The sequence below is a fragment of the Pseudoxanthomonas suwonensis J47 genome, assembly GCF_000513955.1.
Taxonomy (GTDB): domain Bacteria; phylum Pseudomonadota; class Gammaproteobacteria; order Xanthomonadales; family Xanthomonadaceae; genus Pseudoxanthomonas; species Pseudoxanthomonas suwonensis_C.
Genome location: NZ_AZUZ01000038.1, coordinates 1 through 19,515 on the forward strand (window position 1 = coordinate 1; position 19,515 = coordinate 19,515).

Consider the following 19,515-nt stretch of genomic DNA (forward strand, 5'->3'; position numbering starts at 1 on the left):
ATCCCGAAGACGCGGTAGTGCGGGGGTATGCCGCAAGCAGCACATGGATGTGCTGCGCTCGCGCGTTGGAGCAGGACGCGGAACCGCGCGATGCGCCATACCCCCGCGCTGCCGCAGCTCCGTCCGAAGCTCGCGCAAGTCGACGCTGTTGCCGCTGCTGTTGCTGTTCTGTCCGATCAAGCGGACCAGAGTCGAATTGGAGAACAACGGAAAGCTCTCGCCACCGCGAACGGGGCGCTTGCCGGCGCCCGACCCTCACCCCCGGCCCCTCTCCCGGTGGGAGAGGGGAGCAAGATCCCTAGAGCCCGTCCCAGAAATCGGGGAGGCCGGCCATCTGCCACCAGCGCTTGGCTTCCGGGTCCCAGCGCCAGCGCTCCTCGTAGCGGATCACCCGCTCGGACTGGGTGTGGCGGTTGATCACCCCGACCTCGACCGCGCGCACCACCGTGCCGTCGTCGAGCACCCCGCTGCCACCTTCGCGATAGCTGGAGACCTGCAGCTGCCGGTAACGCTCCAGCTCCAGCCCGGTCAGCGGCCGCTGCGCCCGCACCTCCGGGTCGACCAGCTGCCAGGCGGATTCGTAATCGCTCCAGCGCAGCGCCGAAGCATAGGCCGCCTGGATCTCGTCCAGCTTGGCCCGCTGCCGCGCGCCGGCGGCACTGGCCGGGGCCGCGACGGCCACCAGCAGGAGGAACAGCGACACGAGCCATGGGATGCGCATGGCCCGCATGCTAGCAGGCCCTCAGCCCTTGGCCAGCGCGACGAAGCGCCCGCTGAAGGTGGCCGCCTCCCCACCCTCGGGCAGGCGGATGCAGGCCGCGATACGGCAGCGCGCGCGGCCACGCTGGCGGAACGTGTCGACAAACGTCTCCCAGTCGCCCTCCTCCAGCCACGCCTCCGCCTGCAGGTCGCCATACAGCGGCGCCACGTAGCGGATCTGGCTGTCGGCCACGTAGACCTCCGCGTCCAGGCCCGCCTGTTCCAGCCGCCGCGTCGCCAGGCTCCAGCCGGCCAGGGTCATCAGCGAGGCCAGGCTGCCGCCGAAGGCGTTGCCCTTGTCGTTGACGTTCGGCGCCAGCGGCGCGGCCATGCGCATGCGCCCTTCTTCGTCGGCGACCAGGTCAGCCTGCATGGACCGCACCTGCGGGATCAGGTGCAGGCGCGCGCGCAGCGCGGCCAGGGAATCGTCGGAGCTCATCGAAGTGCGGTTCGGGGGAGACGCGGGGCCCCGCATAATGCCGCAATGAACGCATCGCGTCCGCCCGCCTGGTACCTGGTCTCGCTGCGCGCACAGGGCGACCACCGCGCCCTGCGCCGCGCCGCCGCGCGCCATGGTGGCGGCCTGGTGGCGCTGTCGCCGTGGCGGCTGCAACCCCGCACCGACGAGTCCAGTCGCCAGGTCCTCGCCTCCGCCCTGCGCGCGCCCGTCGTCCTGTTCACCAGTCCGGCCGCGGTCCGCGCCGCGGCCGGCCTGCAGCCCCTGCAGGCCCGAGCCGGCCAGCACTGGCTGGCGGTGGGCGCCGGCACTGCGGCGGCGCTGCGCCGCGCCGGCATCGCCAACGCCATCGCGCCGGCGCGGATGGACAGCGAAGGCCTGCTCGCCTTGGACGCATTGGCCGCACCGGAACGCGTCGGCCTGGTCACCGCCCCCGGTGGCCGCGGCCTGCTGGCGCCGACCCTGGTCGAGCGCGGCGCCGTGGTCGAGCGCGCCGACGTCTACGAACGCGTCCCGCTGGCCCTGCCCGCCGCCGCCATCGCCCGCCTCGAATCCCTCGATGCGCCCGCCTCGATCGCCCTGAGCAGCGAGGAAGCCCTGCGCCTGGTGCTGGCCCAGCTGCCGACGTCGGCGCGGGCGGCGCTGCAGCGCATGCCGGTGGCCGCCGCCAGCCAGCGCCTGGCCGACCGCGCCCGCGAGCTGGGCTGGCGCCGGACCGTCGTCGCCGGCAGCCCGCGCCCTGCCGCGCTGGCCGCCGCGGCCGCGCAGGCGCTGCAGGGCTGAACGGCCGCCGCTTGCGGGCGTGAAGGCGCCAAGCGATCCTTTCGCACAGGATCGCCGGTGCGACGCGCGTCACGTCCGACGGCGCGACAGGCGTTCCCAGGACAAGGACGCTCCCGTGGACGAAGTTTCCCCCGTCGCCGCGCGCGTACGCTGGCGCGCGCTGCTTCCGTTGCTGCTGGTGCTGCTGCTGGGCGGAGCCGCCTGGTATGGCTGGCACGACTGGCAGGCGCGCCGGCAGCAGGCGCAGGAACGCGCGATCGAGGACGCCCGCCAGATCGACGCGCTGGGCCAGCGCCTGGACACCCTGCGTGCCGACCTGCGCGCCCAGGGCCGCCTGCTGCAGGACGCCGCCGCATCCAACCGCGTGCTGCGCGACGAGGTGCTCGGCCTTGGCCAGCGCAACGCCCTGCTCGAGGAAAGCGTGGCGCGGCTCGATGCGCGCGCCCGCCAGGGCCACCAGGCGCTGCGCCTGGACGAGGCCGAACTGCTGCTGGTGCTCGGCGCGCAGCGCCTGCACGTGGCCGGCGACGTCGATGGCGCGCGCCGCGCCTACGCGCTCGCGTCGACCATGCTCGAAGGCCTCGAGGACCCGGGCCTGCTCAACCTGCGCCAGACCCTGGCCGCCGAACGCGCCGCGCTCGACGCGCTCGGCCCCGGCCCGCGGGTCGCACTGGCCAGGCGCCTGGATGCGGTCGCCGAAGCGCTGCCGTCGCTGCCCCTGGATGTCGTGCCCAGCGGCGATGGCCGTCGCCCGCTGTGGCAGCGCCTGCTCGCCCCGCTGCTGGAAGTGCGCCCTGCCGGCAGCCACGCGCTGATGGGCGAGGCCGAACGCCGCCAGGGCGAGGATGCGCTGCAGGTCGAACTGACCCTCGCCCGCGCCGCGCTCGAGCGCGGCGACGTTGACGGCTTCCACACGGCGCTGAACCGCAGCGCGATGTGGATCGCGCGGTTGTGGCCGGATTCACCGGAATCGCGGAAAGTGCGGCAGGAACTCGACGATATGCGCGAGGCCCCGCTGCAGCCGCAGTCGCCCCTGGTCGACAGCACCCTGCTGCAGCTGCGTGCCCTGCGCGAAGGCAAGGAGGCGCGATGAAACCCTACCGCTGGCTGGTCGCGATGCTGGTCGTCGCCGTGATCGGCGTGATCGGCGCGCAGTGGCTGGCGCAGCACGATCCGTCGCGCTTCGGCGCGGTGATCGTGCGTGCCGGCGGCTACGACTACAGCACCACCCTGCCGCGCGCGGTGCTGCTGCTGGTGCTGGCGTGGCTGGTGCTCGGATTCGTCTGGTCGCTGCTGCGCCTGCCGTTCCGCGCCTGGACCCGGCACCGCAAGCGCCAGGGCCGCGCGCGCCTGATCGAAGGGCTGCGCGCGCTGCAGGGCGGCCACTGGCAGCGTGCAGAACGCCTGCTCGGCGCCGCCGGCGAGGATCCGGAAGCCGGCAGCGTGGCTCTTGCCGCCGCAGTGCGGGCCGCCGACGGCCGTGGCGACGCGGCCGCCGCCGATGCGTGGCTGGCGAAGCTGGCCGAACGCGACCCGGCCGCGCACGCGATGCTGCAGGCCGAGCGCCTGCTCGATCGCGCCCTGCCGGTCGACGCGATCAACGCGCTGGACGTGGCCGCCGCGCAGCCCCTGCCGCCGCGCGGCCTGCTGCTGCGCGCCCGCGCCCTGGCGATGGTCGGCCGTGCCGGCGAGGCCTACGGCCTGCTCGGCGCGCTGCGCCAGCAGGAAGCGCTGCCGGCCGACGAGCTGGCGCGGCTGGAAATGGACCTGGCCACGCGTTCGCTGCACGAGGCCGCCGACGCCAACCTGCTGGCCGAACGCTGGGAAGCGATGCCGCGCGCGCTGCGCGTGGAGCCGGCGGTGGTGGCCGCCTATGCCGAACGCGCCGCGGCGCTGCGCTGGGACGAAGCCGCGCTGCGCCACCTGGAACAGGCGATCGACACGCGCTGGGACGAGCGCCTGGTCGACCTCTACGGGCGCCTGCCGATCAACCACGTCGACTCGCGCCGCGCCAGCGCGCAGCTGTGGCTGCAGCAGCATCCGGCCAGCCCGTCGCTGCTGGTGACGCTGGGCCGCCTAGCCCGACGCCAGGGCCAATGGCTGCAGGCCCAGGAATTCCTGCACCGCGCGATCGCGCAGGGCGCCGGCGCCGAGGCCTGGGAAGAGCTCGGCGCGGGTTTCGCCGCCGCCGGCGACGAGACCCTGGCGCGCCGCGCCTACGCCAATGCCGTGCGCACCGCGCGTGGCGAGGCGGCCGAGGAACTGCCCGGCCGCGACCTGCGCGAGAAGATCCAGGACCTGGCGGTGCCGGAGGAACGCGACGAGCACGGCCTGCCGCGACTCAGGGACTGACACCCCGCATCCGGAAACGAAGAAGGGCGGCCAATGGCCGCCCTTCCTTTTCCACAGCGATGTCGCCGACGCGGATCAGCGCTCGACGATCGCCACCACGCCCATGCCGCCGGCGGTGCAGATCGAGACCAGCGCGCGGCCGCCGCCGCGTTCGGCCAGCTGCTTGGCCGCGGTGGCCACGATGCGCGCGCCGGTGGCCGCGAACGGATGGCCGGTGGCCAGCGAGGAACCGACCGGGTTGATCTTCTCCGGATCGATCCTGCCCAGCGGCGCGTCCAGGCCCAGGCGGTTGCGGCAGTAGTCCTCGCTCTCCCACGCGCGCAGCGTGCACAGCACCTGGGCGGCGAAGGCCTCGTGGATCTCGTAGATGTCGAAGTCCTGCAGGCTCAGGCCATGGCGCTTGAGCATCTCCGGCACGGCCACCGTCGGCGCCATCAGCAGGCCTTCGCCGTGCACGAAGTCCACCGCCGCCACCTGTGCGTCCTTGAGGTAGGCCAGCGGCTCGTGGCCGTGCGCGCGCGCCCATTCCTCCGTGGACAGCAGCACCGCGGCGGCGCCGTCGGTGAGCGGGGTGGAGTTGGCGGCGGTCAGGGTGCCGCGGCCGGAGGTCTTGTCGAAGGCCGGCTTGAGCGTGGCCAGCTTCTCCAGCGAGGTGTCCGGACGCAGGATGTTGTCGCGCTCGACGCCGCGGAACGGCGCGATCAGGTCGGAGAAGAAGCCGCGCTCATAGGCCGCGGCCAGCTTCCTGTGCGACGACACCGCCCACTCGTCCTGCGAGTCGCGGGAGATGTTCCACTCCTTGGCCATGTCCTCGCAGTGGTCGCCCATGCTCTTGCCGGTGCGCGGCTCGGCCACGCCCGGGAACTCGGGCTTCAGCTCGGACAGCTTGAAGCCCTTGAACGCGGCGAGCTTGTCCTTGGTGGTCTTGGCGCGGTTGGCGGCCAGCAGGCGCGCGCGCAGCTTCTTGCCGTAGACGATCGGCACGTCGGAGGTGGTGTCCGAACCGCCGCCGATGCCCGACTCGATCTGGCCGACGGCGATCTTGTTGGCGATGGTGATGATCGAATCCAGCGAGGTTCCGCAGGCGCGCTGCAGGGTGATGCCCGGGGTCAGCGGCGACAGGCCCGACGACAGCGCCGCCTCGCGGCCCAGGTTCCAGTCCGAGGAATGCTTGATGACCGCGCCCATGGCCACTTCGCCCAGCTGCTGGCCGTGCAGGCCGAAGCGTTCGACCAGCGCGCCGAGGGTCCGGACCGACATCCCGAGGTTGCCCACGTCCGAGTAGGCGGTGTTCTGGCGGCAGAACGGAATGCGGACGCCGCCGAGGATGGCGACGGGGCGGGGTGCGGGCATGGGGTGACCTCGGGTGGATTCCATTCGGTGGATACGGCTTGCATACGCAAGCGAATGCATAATGCCGCAGTGTAGCCTCGACCCGACACACGGCCAATGATCCTCAGCCTTACAGCCATGAAAGAATCCTGCCTTCGTACCGCTTCCACGGACCCGGCCCATGGCTGAGGCCGTGTTCAGGGGAGTGTTCGCGCTGGAGCTGGCCGGCGGCCAGGCTCCGGGCAAGGCCGCGCTGTCGCAGGAGGCGGCCGGCGAGCTGGCGGTGGGGATCGGCCGCGACCTGGCCCGCCTGGTCGACGGCGTCGCCGGGCTGGACCTGGTATTGGGCGCGGCCCATTTCGATCCGGCCGAGGCGCTGCGCCCGGGCTGGTCGCTGCACCACCGCCTGGAAGAACTGCACGCGCGTGCGCCCGGCCGCAACAGCGGGCCGCGGATGGTCGCCTTCGGCGCGGCCGCCGACGGCGGGATCCCGATGCCGCTGCAGGCCGATCCGGCCCTGGTCGGCGGCGGCCTGCGCGTGCTGCCCTTCATCCTGGCCGGCACGGCCGAGGCACTGGGGCCTGTGGCCGAGGCGCTGGAAGAGAAGCTGCTGGCGCTGGGCATGGCCCAGCCGGAGACGGCGCTGCTGGCGCAGGACGGTTTCGAGGCGCGGATCGAGCACGCGCGCTACTTCAGCGTGCACGACCTGGCCGCGATGATGGCCATGCAGTACGACAACCAGGGTCTGTCGGCGCTGTGGAACCTGGTCGAGGCGGCGCTGCTGGCGCCGCAGGCGGTGGAGTGGCTGGACGCCGGTCCGGAACCGCTGCTGCGCCTGGNTCGCCGCGGCTTACAGCGGATTCGCGTCGAGGAACGCGCGGATCCTGGGCACCAGCACTTCGTGTCTGTCTTCCAGCACGTAGTGGCCGGCGTCCTCGAAGGCGTGCACTTCGGCGCGCGGCAGGTCGGCGCGGAAGCGTTCGAGGAAGTGGCGGTCGAAGACGAAGTCCTTCAGGCCCCAGCCGATGAAGGCCGGGCGGTCGGCGAAGGACGGCAGCGCCTTGCCCGCCGCTTCCAGCAACGGCCACGCCTGGTCCTTGGGCGACAGCGGGATGTCCTGCATGAAACGGATCGTGGAGATGCGGTTCTTCCACGAGTCGTACGGCGCCACGTAGGCGCGGCGCACGTCGGCGGGCATCCTGCGCTCGACGCCGAAGTACGAGGCGCCGGCGGAGAAGGCGTTGAACGCACGGATCACCACCTCGCCGATGAAGTAGTCGCGGCCCAGCGCGATCTGCCACGGCATCTGCTTGGCCGCCGGCATCGGGAACGCGGCGGTGTTGAGGATCACCAGCCGCTTCACCTGCGCGGCGTGCTCCAGCGCCCAGCCGAAGCCGATCATCCCGCCCCAGTCGTGCACGGCCAGGGTCACCGGGGTGGCGTCGTCGACGCCGGCGTGGCGCAGCAGCGCCTCCAGGTCGTCCACGCGCGACTGCAGGGTGTAGTCGTAGCGCGGCTTCGAGGCGAGGTAGTCGTCGGGCTTGTCCGACAGGCCCATGCCGACGTGGTCCGGCACGATGCAGCGGTAGCGATCCGAGAGCCCGGCCACCAGGGTGCGCCAGTAATAGCTCCACGACGGGTTGCCGTGCAGCATCACCACCACCTCGCCGTCGCGCGGGCCCTCGTCCAGGTAGGACATGTGGATGCCGGGACGGACTTCGAAGCGGCGGGGATGCTCGGGGTAGCCGGGGAACTGGGACACGGGCGGCGGGTTCGCGCGGAAACCGCGCATTGTAGGGCAGTGCGGCCCACCGTCGGCCGGCGCGCGGGGCGACGCAGGCGCGCCTTCGCCGCCGCCAGGGACTACCATGCACACCCCATCCGATCCCCGCACGACCATGGCCACGCCCCCGCCCTACCTCGACGACGCGCAGATCGAACGGCTCTCCAGCCTGCTCGAACAGCGCGCCGTGCCCTTCCGCGGCTTCAACCTGGAGGCGCTGGACGGCTTCCTCTCGGCCCTGGTCGTGGCGCCCTCGCCGGTCCCGCCGGAGGAGTGGCAGCCGGTGGTCTGGGGCGGCAAGGCCCCGAAGTGGGGCAGCCCGGAGGAAGCCGGGGAGATCCAGACGCTGCTGCAGGGCCACTGGAACATGTGCGCGGCCCGCGCGCGCGCCGGCGAGGACGGCCTGCCCGACCACCTGATGCCGCTGATGTGGCTGCCGGAGGATCCGGAGGAAGGCGAGGAAGCGCTGCCGGAGGACGAGCTGGACGTCGGCCGCGAATGGGCGCTGGGCTTCTTCGAGGGCGTGGCCCTGCGCGAGGACGGCTGGGACCGGTGGCTGGAAGAGCACGACTGGATCGCCGACATCTTCGACCTGCTCGAGCGCCTGGCCACCGGCGAGATCGTCGACCCGGAAAACCCCGACAGGGCGCCTACGCCGTTGCCCTACCGCGAGCGCCTGGACATCGTGATGGACCTGCCGGCGATGCTGGCCGACCTCAACCACCACCACTTCGAGGAACTGACCCCGCGCACGCCGATCCGCCGCGAGGACGGCCCCGGCCGCAACGAGCCCTGCCCCTGCGGCAGCGGGAAGAAGTACAAGAAGTGCTGCGGGGCCGGCTGAGCGCGCCACTGGAACCGACCTGGCGCGGCGGTCGCGATCCTGGGAATTCCGGCGAGGCGACCGGGGTGGGGTCACGTGCCCACGGGGTCGCCGCGGCGTAGCAGATCGAATAGCGATCGGTTCACGTAGTAGTTGTTGCGACCCACGCGGATCTTCTGGAGCACGCCATCGCCCGCCAAGGTGTCGAGGTAGCGGGTGGCAGTGACGCGCGTCACTCCCAGCTCGCGCTGCACGAACTCGACCCGCGTATACGGGTGGTTGAACAGGTTGTTGATCAGGTCCTGGCTATAGAACTTGTAGCCGTCGCGGATGCGCTGCTTGGTCTCCTGCAGCAGCTCCTTTATCGCATGAACCGTCGAAACGGTTTCGGCAGCCCTAGTGGCGACCGCATCCAGCATGTAAGCCACCCAGTCCTCCCATGCATCATCGTCCCGAACGGCTTGCAGCAGGCGGTAGTAGTCAGGCTTGGTGCGCACGATATGCCTGCTCAGGTAGAGCACGGGAATATCAAGCAAGCCCTCCTTCACCAGGTAGAGCACGTTGAGGATCCGCCCGGTGCGCCCGTTGCCGTCGTAGAACGGATGGATGCTCTCGAACTGGTGATGGATGAGCGCCATCTTCACCAAGGGATCGGCCGCGAATGGCGGCTCGTCGTGGATGAAGCGTTCGAGCTCGCCCATCAGTCGGCGGACTTCGTTGGCGTCTTGCGGTGGCTCGTAGACCATCCTCCCATCGCCATCCCTTGGTGCCGTACCCGGCAACCGACGCAGGCCTGCGCGGTTGCATTCGAGTTGCTCCTGGATTTGGACGATGGTGTTGAGGGTCAGAAGGCCGGTAGTGCGGACCTGATCGTAGCCGGCCCTCAGGGCCTGACGGTAACGCAGAACCTCCTTGGTCGCCGTGCCGACGGCGCTGGCCGAGTCCTCTCCACGATATAGATCGTCCTGGGTGGTGACGATGTTCTCGATGGCCGAGCTGTCGCGCGCCTCTTGGAGGGTGAGGGTGTTGATGAGGATGTTCTGGTTCGGAATGCTCGCCGCCAGGCCCTTGAGCTCCGCCAAGGCGCGGCTGGCCGTGGCCAGCCGCTTGAGGATGCCGACCGTCTCGAACCGGTGCGGGATCAGTGAGTGCAGCGGAGACAAGGACACGCGGCACACCATCATGTATAGAAAACTTAATTTTTTATACATGAGAAAGCCGACATGTTCAATTCGGCCAACTTTTTGAACATATGTGGCCACCGGGTGGCCACATAACAAAAAGGGCCGGACAAGCCGGCCCTTTTCCTCAAGCTGCGACGGAGCGGCTTACCACTCCACCTCGGCCATCGAGCAGTTCAGGCCCGAACCGATGCCCAGCAGGGCGATGCGGTCGCCCTTCTTCAGGCGGCCCAGCTCCTTGAGCTTGCTCAGCACGATCGGCACCGAGGCCGGGCCGATGTTGCCGTGCTCGCCGAAGATGGTCATGACCTTCTTCGGGTCCACGCCCAGCGACTTGATGAAGGCCTTGGTGTGCGGGCGGCTGACCTGGTGGATCACGAACTGGTCCAGCTCCTCCACCGCCCAGCCCAGCGCGATCTTGGCCGCGGCGAAGGTCTTGGTCGCCAGCTTGATGCCTTCGATCAGCAGCAGGCGGGTATCGGTGACCATGCGGTCCAGGTTGCCCCGGCACAGCTGGTTGAACTCGGTGGCCGAACGGGTCACGCCGCCCTTGTAGCGCGGCGCGTCCGGAACCAGCTCGCGGCGGGCCAGGACCATGGCGGCGGCGCCGCAGCCCAGGGTCAGGGCCGCCATCTCGTCGCGGAACTCCTGCTCGGTCACGTCCGGGGCACTCATGCGCTCCAGGGTCTTCTCGTAGACCAGGTTGGCGGTCTCGCCGTCCACCACCAGGGCGTAGTCGATCTCGCCGCGCTCGAGCATGCGGGCGGCGATGTCCATGCCGTTGATGAAGGCCAGGCAGGCGTTGGCGACGTCGAAGGTCATGCACTCGTCGGACACGCCCAGGTTGCCCGAGACGATCGAAGCGGTGGACGGCTCCAGGTAGTCGCGGCTGACCGAGGTGTTGACCAGCAGGCCGATCTTGTCGACGCCGATGCCGGCGTCGGCCAGGGCCTTGCGCGCGGCCAGGGTGGCCACGTCGGACGCCTGCATGCCCTCGTCCCACAGGCGGCGCGCATGGATGCCGGCGATGTCGCCGAGCACGTCCACGCGGATGCCGAGGCGGTCAAGCGTGGGCTTGAGCCGTTCGTTGATTTCCTGCGAGGTCAGGGTGTGCGGCGCATCGACATGCGCCAGTCCCGCGATGGAGACGTTCTTGAAAAGCATGGCTGGACGCGCCGGTCGGGCGAAAGGACCTCATTCTACCGGCTGGGCGCCTTCACCGCACCTTTACGGATGGTGGGCCGCCTGCGCCGTTCAGGAGCGGCAGCGCCAGGCGGCGAAGCGCTGGCTGCCCCCGGAGGGCTCGCCCAGCGGCTGGATGGTGTCGGCCGGGACGCCCGGGGCCTCGTTGCGGGCCAGGGTTTCCAGCTCGTCGCGAACCTTCACCTGGTTGCGCTCGTAGAAGCCCACGGCGTGCTTCACCGAGACCTCGATCTCGCCCTGGCGGGTGCAGCCGGCCGGCGCGGCCCCGGCCGGGACCACCCGGACCTGCTTGGCCTCGGGCTGCAGCGGCACCCATGTGCAGGCGGCCAGGGGCAGGACCAGGAGCAGCAGGGACAGGGGACGGATCATGGGGCGTGGATTCCTCTCGGACCGGCGCTTGCAGCGTGCCGGCGGTTGCATGAACGCCGGGCGAGCGGGCCCGCCCGGCGGTGGTGCGGCCCCCGCGGAGCGGGGGCCAGGGGTCTTACTTCTTCGCGACCGGCTTGCCGTCGGCGTCGACGATGTGGACCTCGCCCAGGTTGAGCGCGCGCACCGGCGCCTCGACCTTGGAGACGTCGCCCACCACCACCCAGACCAGCTTGTCCGGGTCGATGGTCGAGGCCGCCTGCTTCACCTGGTCCACGGTCAGCGCCTCGATCTCGGCCTTGCGCTTGAACACGTAGTCGTCCGGACGGTCGTAGCGGACGATGCCGCCGATCGTGCCCAGCACCGAACGGCCGGTCTCGTAGGCGCCCGGCAGGCTGCGGATCTCGGTGGCCTGGATCTTGGCGACCTCCTTCTCCGTCGGCGGGTTCTTGCCGGAGGTGTACTCGCGGATCTCGCGGTCCAGCTCCTGCAGCGACTCGGCGGTCTTGTCGATCTGCACCGGGGCGAAGGCGATCCACGGGCGCTGGCCCAGCGCCGAGGAGCTGAAGCTGTAGGCGCCGTAGGCCCAGTGCTTGTCCTCGCGCAGGTTCATGTTCAGGCGCGAGGAGAACTCGCCGCCGAGCACCGAGTTGGCGAAGTCGAACCGGATCGCACCCGGGTCCCTGGTCGAGGGCACGACCTGGCCGGCCAGGATCGTGGCCTGCACCGCGCCGGGCTGGTCGATCAGGTACACGGTCGGCTTGGCCGGACGGGCGACGTCGGCCGGCTTGGCAGTGGCCGCCGGGGCCGGGCCTTCGCCCTTCCAGTCGCCGAAGTGCTTCTCCAGCAGCGGCACGACCTCGTCCAGGGTGGTGTCGCCGACCACGATCAGCGTGGCGTTCTCCGGGCGCACCCACTGGCGGTGGAAGGCGACCAGGTCGTCGCGGGTCAGTGAGGCGATCGACTGCTCGGTGCCGCTGCCGCTGAACGGGATCGCGTACGGATGGCCGGCGCCGTACAGCAGCGGCGGCAGCACGCGCAGCGCGGCGCCGTTCGGGCGCGCCTTCTCCTGGGCAATGCCGGCGATCCAGGTGGCGCGGACGCGGTCGATTTCCTTCTGCTCGAAGCGCGGGCGGCGCAGCATGTCCGCGTACAGCGCCAGCGACTCGTCCAGGTTCTCCTTCAGCGCCGACAGGTACGCGTTGCCGCCGTCCAGCGAGGCACCGGCGCTCAGCGACGCGCCCAGCGATTCGGCGCGGTTGGCGAAGCCCAGCGCGTCGAGGTCGCCGGCGCCTTCGTCGAGCATGCCCATGGTGAAGCTGGAGGTGCCCAGCTTGCGGCCGTGGTCGGCGGCGAAGCCGCCCTTGAACTCGTAGCTGAACTGCACCACCGGCACCGCGTCGCGGCGCGCGAGGATGACCTTGGTGCCGTTGCTCAGCGTGGCCCGCTCCAGGGCCGGGAATTTCAGGTCCGGGAAGCTGTCGGGCATCGGCACGCCCTTGCTGCGGTCGACCGAGGTCTTCGTCGTCCTGTACTTCGCGTCCGGCTTCGGCAGCACGAACGGTTCCGGCGACGGCGACGGCTCCTCGGCGATCGGGGTGCGCTCGCCCGGCAGCACCACCAGGGTGTGCGAGCCTTCGCCCAGCCAGCGCTGGCCGGTGGCCTGGATGTCGGTAACGGTGGCCGCGGCGATGTTGTCCAGCTGGCGGCGGAAGCAGCCCGGGTCGCCGGTGTACACCGTGCACTCGGCCAGCGCGTCGGCCTTGCCGCCGAAGCCGCCGATGCGTTCGACGCCGCGCACGAAGCCGGCGCGGATCACCGCCTGCGCCTGTTCCAGTTCCTGCGCAGTCGGGCCTTCGGCCAGCAGCTTGCGCAGTTCTTCATCGATGATCTTCTCGACCTTCTCCGGGTCCACGCCCTGCTTCACGTCGGCGGTGATGTAGAAGGTCGAGGCCAGCTCGAACGGCAGCACGTAGGTGCTGACGCGGTCGGCCAGCTTGTCCTCGTGGACCAGGCGGCGGTCCAGGCGCGAGCTCTTGCTGCCGCCCAGCACCTGCGACAGCAGCTGCAGGCGCTCGACATCGGCATCGGCGTAGCCGGCCACGCTCCAGGCGCGGTAGATGCGCGCCTGCGGGACCTTGTCGCTCATCGTCGCGCGCGAGGTCTTGCGGTCCTTCACCGGGCCGGCCTTGATCCGGTCCAGGCTCGGGCCGGCGGGGATGTCGCCGAAATAGCGGCTGACCTTTTCCTTGGCCGTGGCCACGTCGATGTCGCCGGCCAGCACCAGCACCGCGTTGTTCGGGCCGTACCAGGCGCGGAACCACTGCTTGACGTCCTCGAGCGAAGCCGCGTCGAGGTCGTTCATCGAGCCAATGGTGCTGTGGTGGTACGGGTGGCCCTTCGGATACAGCGCGCGGTAGATCTCGTCGTCGGCCTGGCCGTAGGGCTCGTTCTCGCCCTGGCGCTTCTCGTTCTGGACCACGCCGCGCTGCTCGTCGAGCACCTTCTGGTCGATCGCGCCGAGCAGATGGCCCATGCGGTCGGACTCCATCCACAGCGCCAGGTCCAGCGCGGTGGTGGGCACGTTCTGGAAGTAGTTGGTGCGGTCGAGCCAGGTGGTGCCGTTCATGTCGGTGGCGCCGACCAGCTCGAACGGTTCGAAGTACTCGCCGCGGTGGTTCTCCGAGCCGTTGAACATCAGGTGCTCGAACAGGTGGGCGAAGCCGCTGCGACCGGCCGGCTCGTCCTTGCTGCCGACGTGGTACCAGATGTTCACCGCCACCACCGGCGCCTTGCGGTCGGTGTGCACGACCACACGCAGGCCGTTGGGCAGGGTGAACTCCTCGTACGGAACCAGCGCCTGGCCGGCCGGCGCGGCCTGCTTCGCCAGCAGCGGCGAGGGCGCGAGCGCCGCGACGCCAAGCGACGCGGTGATGGCCAGGACGAGGGCGGCCGTACGTGGCCTGCGGGCAACCGTCATGTGACGCTCCTTCGGATGGGATCGGGCGATCCTACCCAGCGCCTGCCGCCTTTACACTAGGCCATACGACATGCCGGACCCGGATCCCGTGCGCGACTACGCCCAAGCCGACCGCCACTGCCTGGTGACCGGGGCCAACCGCGGCCTCGGCCTGGAGTTCGTGCGCCAGCTGCTGGCCCGCCGCGCCCATGTCGTCGCCGCCTGCCGCCATCCGGGCCGGGCCACGGCCCTCAACGCCCTCGCCGGCGAACATCCCGGCCGCCTGCACGTGCTGCCGCTGGACGTGGCCAACGCGCGCAGCCGCGCGGAACTGCTGAGGGAACTGCCGCTGGTCCTCGATGGCGCGCGCATCGGCCTGCTGGTCAACAACGCCGGCGTGCTCCACGGCGGCGAGCGCTTCGGCCAGGTCGCCGAGGCCGACCTGGAAACCAGCCTGCGCACCAACGCCATCGGCCCGTTCCTGCTGACCCAGGCGCTGGCGCCGCTGCTGGCCGATGCCGAAGGCGCCCGGCCCGGCGCAGTGGTGGCGAACATGTCCTCGGAGATCGGCTCGATCGCCGGCCGCCGCGAGTTCCGCACGCCCAGCTACGCCATGGGCAAGGCCGCGCAGAACATGGGCACGGCCCTGCTGGCGAAGGCACTGGAGCCCCGCGGCATCGCCGTGGTCGCGCTGCACCCGGGCTGGGTCAGCACCGACATGGGCGGGCCGAAGGCCCCGCTGTCCCCCGCCGATGCGGTCTCCGCGCTGCTGCAGGTGCTCGACGGCGTGCGGCCGGAGCATAGCGGCCGCTTCCTCGACGGCCAGGGCCGCCAGTTGCCCTGGTGACGGGCCGGCGCCGACGGCGCCGTACTTCCTGCAGATAGAGCCTGGCAGGCGATCGGGAACCGCATCGCCTCCTTCGCGTGCCGATTCGAGGCCGACCAGTACACCTCCCACGCGCTTTTCCAGCCGCTGTCCGTCCCCCGTCCGCTTCCTGCGGACGTCCGCCACCTCGCGCGGACACTGGGGACACTCCATCAATTCCTTTCAGATCAATCGCTTGTGGTTGGCACGGCTTGTGCATTGCTTTGCGGTGCGCAAGCGAGTCACCGACGAATGCTGAACCATCGGTGAACAGAGAAGGAAAAGCTTCAGATTTTCCTTGCACAGGCTGATTAGGTGTATTACATTACTACCACACCACAGCTACACAACACCGGAGCACGCCATGAACGCCAAGAACGCCAAGTCCCTGTCGGCCGCCCTGATCCTGTCGCTGGCTGCCGTCGCCAACGTCCAGGCCGTCGAGGCCCCGCGCGTCGACCGCATCGTCGACCTCCCGGCCGTCACCGTCCGCCCGGATGCCGACCTTCGCGCCGAGCTGGCCAGCGCCCGCGTCGACCGCATCGTCGACCTGCCGGCCGTGACCGTCCGCCCCGACGCCGCCCTGCGCACCGAGCTGGCCGCCCAGGCCATGGTCGCCCGCATCGTCGACCTGCCGGCGATCTACGTCCGCCCGACCGCGCAGCAGGCCGCCGAGCGCGCCGCCATCGTCGCCGCCGAGCGCACCGAGGCCCTGACCGCGCAGCTGGCCGCCAGCCTGCTGAACGAGACGGTGTCGGCCTCCGCCGCTCGCTGAAGACCCGACCGGCGCACGGGCGCCGGCGGGTTGGCGGCCCGTACAATCGCCGCGATGCAAGCTCCTGTCTTCGACGTACTGCTTTACCAGCCCGAGATCCCGCCCAACACGGGCAACGTGATCCGGCTCTGCGCCAACACCGGCGCGCGCCTGCACCTCATCGAGCCGCTCGGCTTCGCGATGGAGGACAAGCAGCTGCGGCGCGCCGGGCTGGACTACCACGAATTCGCAAGCGTGCAGGTGCACCGCAGCCTGGCAGCCGCGCTCGACGCGCTCCGCCCGCCGCGCCTGTTCGCCCTCAGTACCCGCGGCCAGGTCCGCCACGACCAGCCGCGCTTCGCCGACCGGGATGCCTTCCTGTTCGGCCCGGAAACCCGCGGCCTGCCTGCCGACGTGCTGGAGGCGGTGCCGGAAAGCCAGCGCCTGCGCCTGCCGATGCGCCCGGACAACCGCAGCCTCAACCTGTCCAACAGCGTGGCGGTGGTGGTGTTCGAAGCCTGGCGCCAGCACGGGTTCGCCGGCGGCAACTGATCCAGTCCGGAAGTTCCCGCTCTGGCCGCCCAATTTATGTACCGGTCAGTTTGATATTCAGGGTCGATTCCGGGGCGGCGCGAATAATTGCGCTCACCGGCCGCCACAAAGGGCCGGACTGATAACCGACATAGAGGTCGATAGAACAATGAAGAAGTCCCTGCTTGCCCTGACCCTGCTGGTTGCCTCCCCCTTCGCCGCCTCCGCCGCCGAGGGCGTGTCCTACAACTACGTCGAGGGTGGCTACGCGGCCACCAACACCGATGGTGCGGACGCCGACGGCTGGGGCCTGAACGGCTCGGTTGCCATCGCCCCGAACTTCCACCTGTTCGGCGGCTACAGCAACCAGGAGATCGACCACACCTCGATCGATTTCGACCAGTACCGCTTCGGCGTCGGCTACAACCGCGAGATCGCCCCGCGCGCCGACCTGGTCACCCGCGTCGCCTACGAGAAGTTCGACGCCGGCCGCGGCTTCGACTACGACGGCTGGAGCGCCGAGGTCGGCGTGCGCGGTTCGCTGCACCCGAACTTCGAAGGCTACGTGATGGCCGGCTACGAGGACGGCGACGAGTACGACGGCGAGTTCTACGGCCGCGTCGGCGCGCTCGGCAAGTTCAACGCCAACTGGGCCATCAGCGGCGACGTGAAGTTCGTCGACGGCGACACCCAGTGGTTCGTCGGCCCGCGCTACACCTGGTAAGACCCGAGCAGCAAGGCCGGGGGCGGTACCTCTCTCCCCTGCTCCCGGCTGCCTCACGCTGGCGTGAGCCCCTCCCCCCACGCCAGCCAAGGCCCGGCGCAAGCCGGGCCTTTTCTTTGCCTGACGAAAAGCGGGGCAGGCCGCGCGCGAACGCGCGGCGGCTCAGCGGAACAGGGTGTCCGGGTATTCCGGCTTGCGTTCGCGCGCCAGCAGCTGGCGCAACCCGTCGACCGGGGTGATCTCGCCGTGCAGGACCGCCTGCACGCCGGCGGAGATCGGCAGGTCGATGCCGTGGCGGTTGGCCAGGCGCATGACCTCGTCGGCGGTCTGCACCGATTCGACCACCTGGCCGATCTGGCGCACCGCTTCCTCCAGCTCCTGTCCCCGGCCCAGGGCCAGGCCCAGGCGGCGGTTGCGGGACAGGTCGCCGGTGCAGGTCAGCACCAGGTCGCCGAGGCCGGCCAGGCCCATCAAAGTCTCCGGCCGCGCGCCGATCGCCGCGGCCAGGCGCAGCATTTCGTTGAGGCCGCGGGTGATCAGGCCGGCGCGGGCGTTGAGGCCCAGCTCCATGCCGTCGGACACGCCGGTGGCCACCGCCAGCACGTTCTTCATGGCGCCCCCCAGCTCGGCGCCGACCATGTCGTTGCCGGTATAGGCGCGGAAGGCCGGACCGTGCAGCGCATCGGCCACGACCTGGGCGAAGTCCGGGTCGGCGCCGTGCACGGTCACCGCGGTCGGCAGGCCGAGCGCGACTTCCTTGGCGAAGGACGGACCGGTGACCACCGCCAGCGGCACGCCGGGGCCGAGCACGTCGGCAGCCACTTCATGCAGGAAGCGGCCGGACCCGGGCTCGAAGCCCTTGGTCGCCCAGGCCACGCCCGCACCGGCCGGCAGCACCGGCTTGAGCGCGTGCAGGGTCTCGGTGAAGGCATGCGAGGGCACCACCACCAGCACCCAGTCGCAGCCGGACACGGCCGCGGCCAGGTCGGTGGTGGCACGCAGGCTGCCCGGCAGTTCGATGCCGGGCAGGTAGCGCGGGTTCTGGTGGTCGCGGTCGATCGCCTCGATGATCGCGGCGTCCCGGCCCCACAACGTGGTGGCCAGGCCATTGCGCGCGACCAGGGTGGCCAGCGCCGTGCCCCAGGACCCGGCGCCGAGTACCGCTACGGAGGCGGGGCGTGTCACGGCGCCGCGGGAACCGTCGCGGCTCAGGCGTTGCCGGCCGGCTCGGCCGAGGCCAGTTCGGCCTGGCCGCCCGCCTGCTGCTGGCGCTGGCGCAGGGTCTCGGCGTACAGCGCGTCGAAGTTGATCGGCTGCAGCAGGAACGGCGGGAAGCCGCCGGCCTGGATCAGGTCGCTGACCAGCTGGCGCACGTACGGGAACAGGATGTTCGGGCACTGGGTGCCGAGCAGCACGTCGATGCCCTGCGGCGGCAGGCCCACCAGCGCGAACACGCCGGCCTGCTGCACTTCGGCCACGTAAGCGGTCTTGTCGCCGACCTTGCAGGTCAGGGTCACGCCCAGCACGACCTCGAACAGCGCCTCGTTCAGGCGCTGCACGCGCTGGTTGAGGTTGAGCTGCAGGTCCGGCTGGCCCTGCTCGTTGAAGACCCCCGGGGCGCCCGGAGCCTCGAACGAAACGTCCTTGACGTAGATCTTCTCGACGCTGAAGGCGGGGCCAGCGGCAGCGGCATCCTGCGGGGCGGGGGCGGCGGCGCCGTTGGTGGTTTCGTCGGACATTTCGGGAACTCCAGGACTGGCTTGTATGGAAACGATCGTCTAGATCGGTAGTGAACGCCGGATTATGGCACGCCCGCCCGGGCGTGGCCGGAGGCTCAGTTGCGGCCCTTGACCAGTGGCAGGCCCGCGGCCTCCCAGCCGGCGGTGCCGCCCTCGAGCCAGTAGACGCGCTCGAAACCGGCCTTCTTCAGCTTCTTCGCGGCCGCGTCCGAGGCCATGCCATTGCGGCAGACCAGGACGACCGGCGACTGCTTCGCGCCGGCGAGCAGCTTGGACTGCGGGTCGAACTGGCTGGGAATGACGTTCCTGCTGCCGGCGATGTGGCCCTTCTCGAAGTCGGCGATGGCCGACAGGTCGATGACCAGCGCCCCTTCCTGGTTGACCAGCTCGGTCAGCCCGGCCGGCTTGAGCGCCTTGTAGCCGCGGAAGAGCCGGGCGATCTCGGTGTAGACGATGGCCACGGTCAGGCCCGCCAGCGCCAGCGACAGCATCGGGTGGCGGCCGAAGAAGGCCATCAGGGTCTCGAAATTCACGGCAGTCGGATCGGCAATCGGGAAAGGGCGGGGATTGTCGCACAGGCACGCCCCCGGGCCGCCAGCCCGCCTATGGCCCCTCTCCCGGGTGCGGCGGCATGTTTGCGCGCAACTGGCGCCGATGCCGCCAAACGCCCGCGCCCCATGGCCGCGGGCCGGGGGGGCGGGGATGGGGAGAGGGTAGGCAGGCCAGCGCGGCGAGAGATCCCGACCCTCACCCCCTGCCCCTCTCCCGGTGGGAGAGGGGGGAAAGGAACGAAGCCATGTCCCAGGAGCATCCCGAAGACGCGGTAGTGCGGGGGTATGCCGCAAGCAGCACATGGATGTGCTGCGCTCGCGCGTTGGAGCAGGACGCGGAACCGCGCGATGCG

The 19,515-nt window shown here is 70.6% G+C and carries 19 protein-coding genes and 1 pseudogene; 9 read left to right on the forward strand and 11 right to left on the reverse strand.

Annotated elements, in window-relative coordinates:
* Positions 1-298 precede the first annotated feature (298 nt).
* Both M503_RS0110740 and M503_RS0110745 read right to left on the reverse strand, forming a co-directional pair.
* Positions 299-721 (reverse strand): hypothetical protein, encoded by a 423-nt coding sequence (locus tag M503_RS0110740; protein WP_428992238.1) that lies wholly within the window; start codon positions 719-721, stop codon positions 299-301.
* A 21-nt stretch (positions 722-742) separates the two neighbouring features.
* Entirely contained in the window at positions 743-1,198 is a 456-nt protein-coding gene (locus tag M503_RS0110745; protein WP_028920618.1) for a YiiD C-terminal domain-containing protein, read from the reverse strand.
* 45 nt (positions 1,199-1,243) lie between these two features.
* Here M503_RS0110745 and M503_RS0110750 point away from each other — a divergent pair, with 45 nt between their 5' ends.
* From M503_RS0110750 to M503_RS0110760, 3 genes are all read left to right on the forward strand, one after another.
* Positions 1,244-1,999 (forward strand): uroporphyrinogen-III synthase, encoded by a 756-nt coding sequence (locus M503_RS0110750; RefSeq protein WP_028920617.1) that lies wholly within the window; start codon positions 1,244-1,246, stop codon positions 1,997-1,999.
* Positions 2,000-2,114: 115 nt separating this feature from the next.
* Positions 2,115-3,092 (forward strand): uroporphyrinogen-III C-methyltransferase, encoded by a 978-nt coding sequence (locus tag M503_RS0110755; RefSeq protein WP_028920616.1) that lies wholly within the window; start codon positions 2,115-2,117, stop codon positions 3,090-3,092.
* Complete coding sequence (locus M503_RS0110760) at positions 3,089-4,351, forward strand: heme biosynthesis HemY N-terminal domain-containing protein (protein ID WP_028920615.1); 1,263 nt, start codon at positions 3,089-3,091, stop codon at positions 4,349-4,351. The genes M503_RS0110755 and M503_RS0110760 overlap by 4 nt, the downstream gene beginning before the upstream one ends.
* A 75-nt stretch (positions 4,352-4,426) precedes the next feature.
* On the opposite strand, the gene M503_RS0110765 is transcribed toward M503_RS0110760, so the two are convergent.
* Positions 4,427-5,704, reverse strand: a complete 1,278-nt coding sequence (locus M503_RS0110765) for an acetyl-CoA C-acetyltransferase (RefSeq protein ID WP_028920614.1) — start codon at positions 5,702-5,704, stop codon at positions 4,427-4,429.
* A 160-nt stretch (positions 5,705-5,864) separates the two neighbouring features.
* Between M503_RS0110765 and M503_RS17820 the strand changes: the two are divergent.
* Positions 5,865-6,518, forward strand: a pseudogene (locus tag M503_RS17820) (hypothetical protein); the annotation flags it as partial.
* A gap of 15 nt (positions 6,519-6,533) precedes the next feature.
* Here the strand turns inward: M503_RS17820 and M503_RS0110775 are convergent.
* Positions 6,534-7,445, reverse strand: coding sequence for an alpha/beta fold hydrolase (locus tag M503_RS0110775; RefSeq protein ID WP_028919530.1), 912 nt, complete (start codon positions 7,443-7,445; stop codon positions 6,534-6,536).
* A gap of 136 nt (positions 7,446-7,581) precedes the next feature.
* Between M503_RS0110775 and M503_RS0110780 the strand changes: the two genes are divergently transcribed.
* On the forward strand, positions 7,582-8,310 hold the full coding sequence (locus M503_RS0110780) for a UPF0149 family protein (RefSeq protein ID WP_028919529.1): 729 nt from the start codon (positions 7,582-7,584) through the stop codon (positions 8,308-8,310).
* 71 nt (positions 8,311-8,381) lie between these two features.
* Here M503_RS0110780 and M503_RS0110785 read toward each other — a convergent pair whose 3' ends face one another.
* The 4 genes from M503_RS0110785 to M503_RS0110800 form a co-directional block, all read right to left on the reverse strand.
* On the reverse strand, positions 8,382-9,458 hold the full coding sequence (locus M503_RS0110785) for a Fic family protein (RefSeq protein WP_231472362.1): 1,077 nt from the start codon (positions 9,456-9,458) through the stop codon (positions 8,382-8,384).
* A 159-nt stretch (positions 9,459-9,617) separates the two neighbouring features.
* Positions 9,618-10,634 (reverse strand): 3-oxoacyl-ACP synthase III, encoded by a 1,017-nt coding sequence (locus M503_RS0110790; RefSeq protein ID WP_028919527.1) that lies wholly within the window; start codon positions 10,632-10,634, stop codon positions 9,618-9,620.
* 90 nt (positions 10,635-10,724) lie between these two features.
* Complete coding sequence (locus tag M503_RS0110795) at positions 10,725-11,039, reverse strand: DUF4156 domain-containing protein (protein WP_028928255.1); 315 nt, start codon at positions 11,037-11,039, stop codon at positions 10,725-10,727.
* A gap of 118 nt (positions 11,040-11,157) precedes the next feature.
* Entirely contained in the window at positions 11,158-14,019 is a 2,862-nt protein-coding gene (locus M503_RS0110800) for a M16 family metallopeptidase (protein WP_028928256.1), read from the reverse strand.
* 70 nt (positions 14,020-14,089) lie between these two features.
* Here M503_RS0110800 and M503_RS0110805 point away from each other — a divergent pair, with 70 nt between their 5' ends.
* The 4 genes from M503_RS0110805 (at position 14,090) to M503_RS0110820 (ending at position 16,872) form a co-directional block, all read left to right on the forward strand.
* The gene (locus M503_RS0110805; RefSeq protein WP_051414545.1) at positions 14,090-14,845 is read left to right on the forward strand and encodes an SDR family oxidoreductase; all 756 of its coding nucleotides are present in this window, start codon (positions 14,090-14,092) and stop codon (positions 14,843-14,845) included.
* A gap of 382 nt (positions 14,846-15,227) precedes the next feature.
* Positions 15,228-15,638 (forward strand): hypothetical protein, encoded by a 411-nt coding sequence (locus M503_RS16310; RefSeq protein ID WP_051412709.1) that lies wholly within the window; start codon positions 15,228-15,230, stop codon positions 15,636-15,638.
* Positions 15,639-15,692: 54 nt separating this feature from the next.
* Positions 15,693-16,169: a tRNA (uridine(34)/cytosine(34)/5-carboxymethylaminomethyluridine(34)-2'-O)-methyltransferase TrmL gene (trmL, locus tag M503_RS0110815; RefSeq protein WP_028918386.1), complete on the forward strand. Its 477-nt coding sequence runs from the start codon at positions 15,693-15,695 to the stop codon at positions 16,167-16,169.
* 148 nt (positions 16,170-16,317) lie between these two features.
* On the forward strand, positions 16,318-16,872 hold the full coding sequence (locus M503_RS0110820) for an Ax21 family protein (RefSeq protein ID WP_028918385.1): 555 nt from the start codon (positions 16,318-16,320) through the stop codon (positions 16,870-16,872).
* A gap of 162 nt (positions 16,873-17,034) precedes the next feature.
* Here the strand turns inward: M503_RS0110820 and M503_RS0110825 are convergent, their stop codons facing one another.
* The 3 genes from M503_RS0110825 to M503_RS0110835 all read right to left on the reverse strand — a co-directional run bounded on the left by M503_RS0110825 (position 17,035) and on the right by M503_RS0110835 (position 19,144).
* Positions 17,035-18,057, reverse strand: a complete 1,023-nt coding sequence (locus M503_RS0110825; RefSeq protein WP_028919523.1) for an NAD(P)H-dependent glycerol-3-phosphate dehydrogenase — start codon at positions 18,055-18,057, stop codon at positions 17,035-17,037.
* A gap of 23 nt (positions 18,058-18,080) precedes the next feature.
* The gene (secB, locus tag M503_RS0110830) at positions 18,081-18,611 is read right to left on the reverse strand and encodes a protein-export chaperone SecB (protein WP_028919522.1); all 531 of its coding nucleotides are present in this window, start codon (positions 18,609-18,611) and stop codon (positions 18,081-18,083) included.
* 95 nt (positions 18,612-18,706) lie between these two features.
* A complete protein-coding gene (locus M503_RS0110835; RefSeq protein WP_028919521.1) occupies positions 18,707-19,144 on the reverse strand; it encodes a rhodanese-like domain-containing protein in 438 nt (145 codons plus the stop codon).
* Between the last annotated feature and the right edge of the window lie 371 nt (positions 19,145-19,515).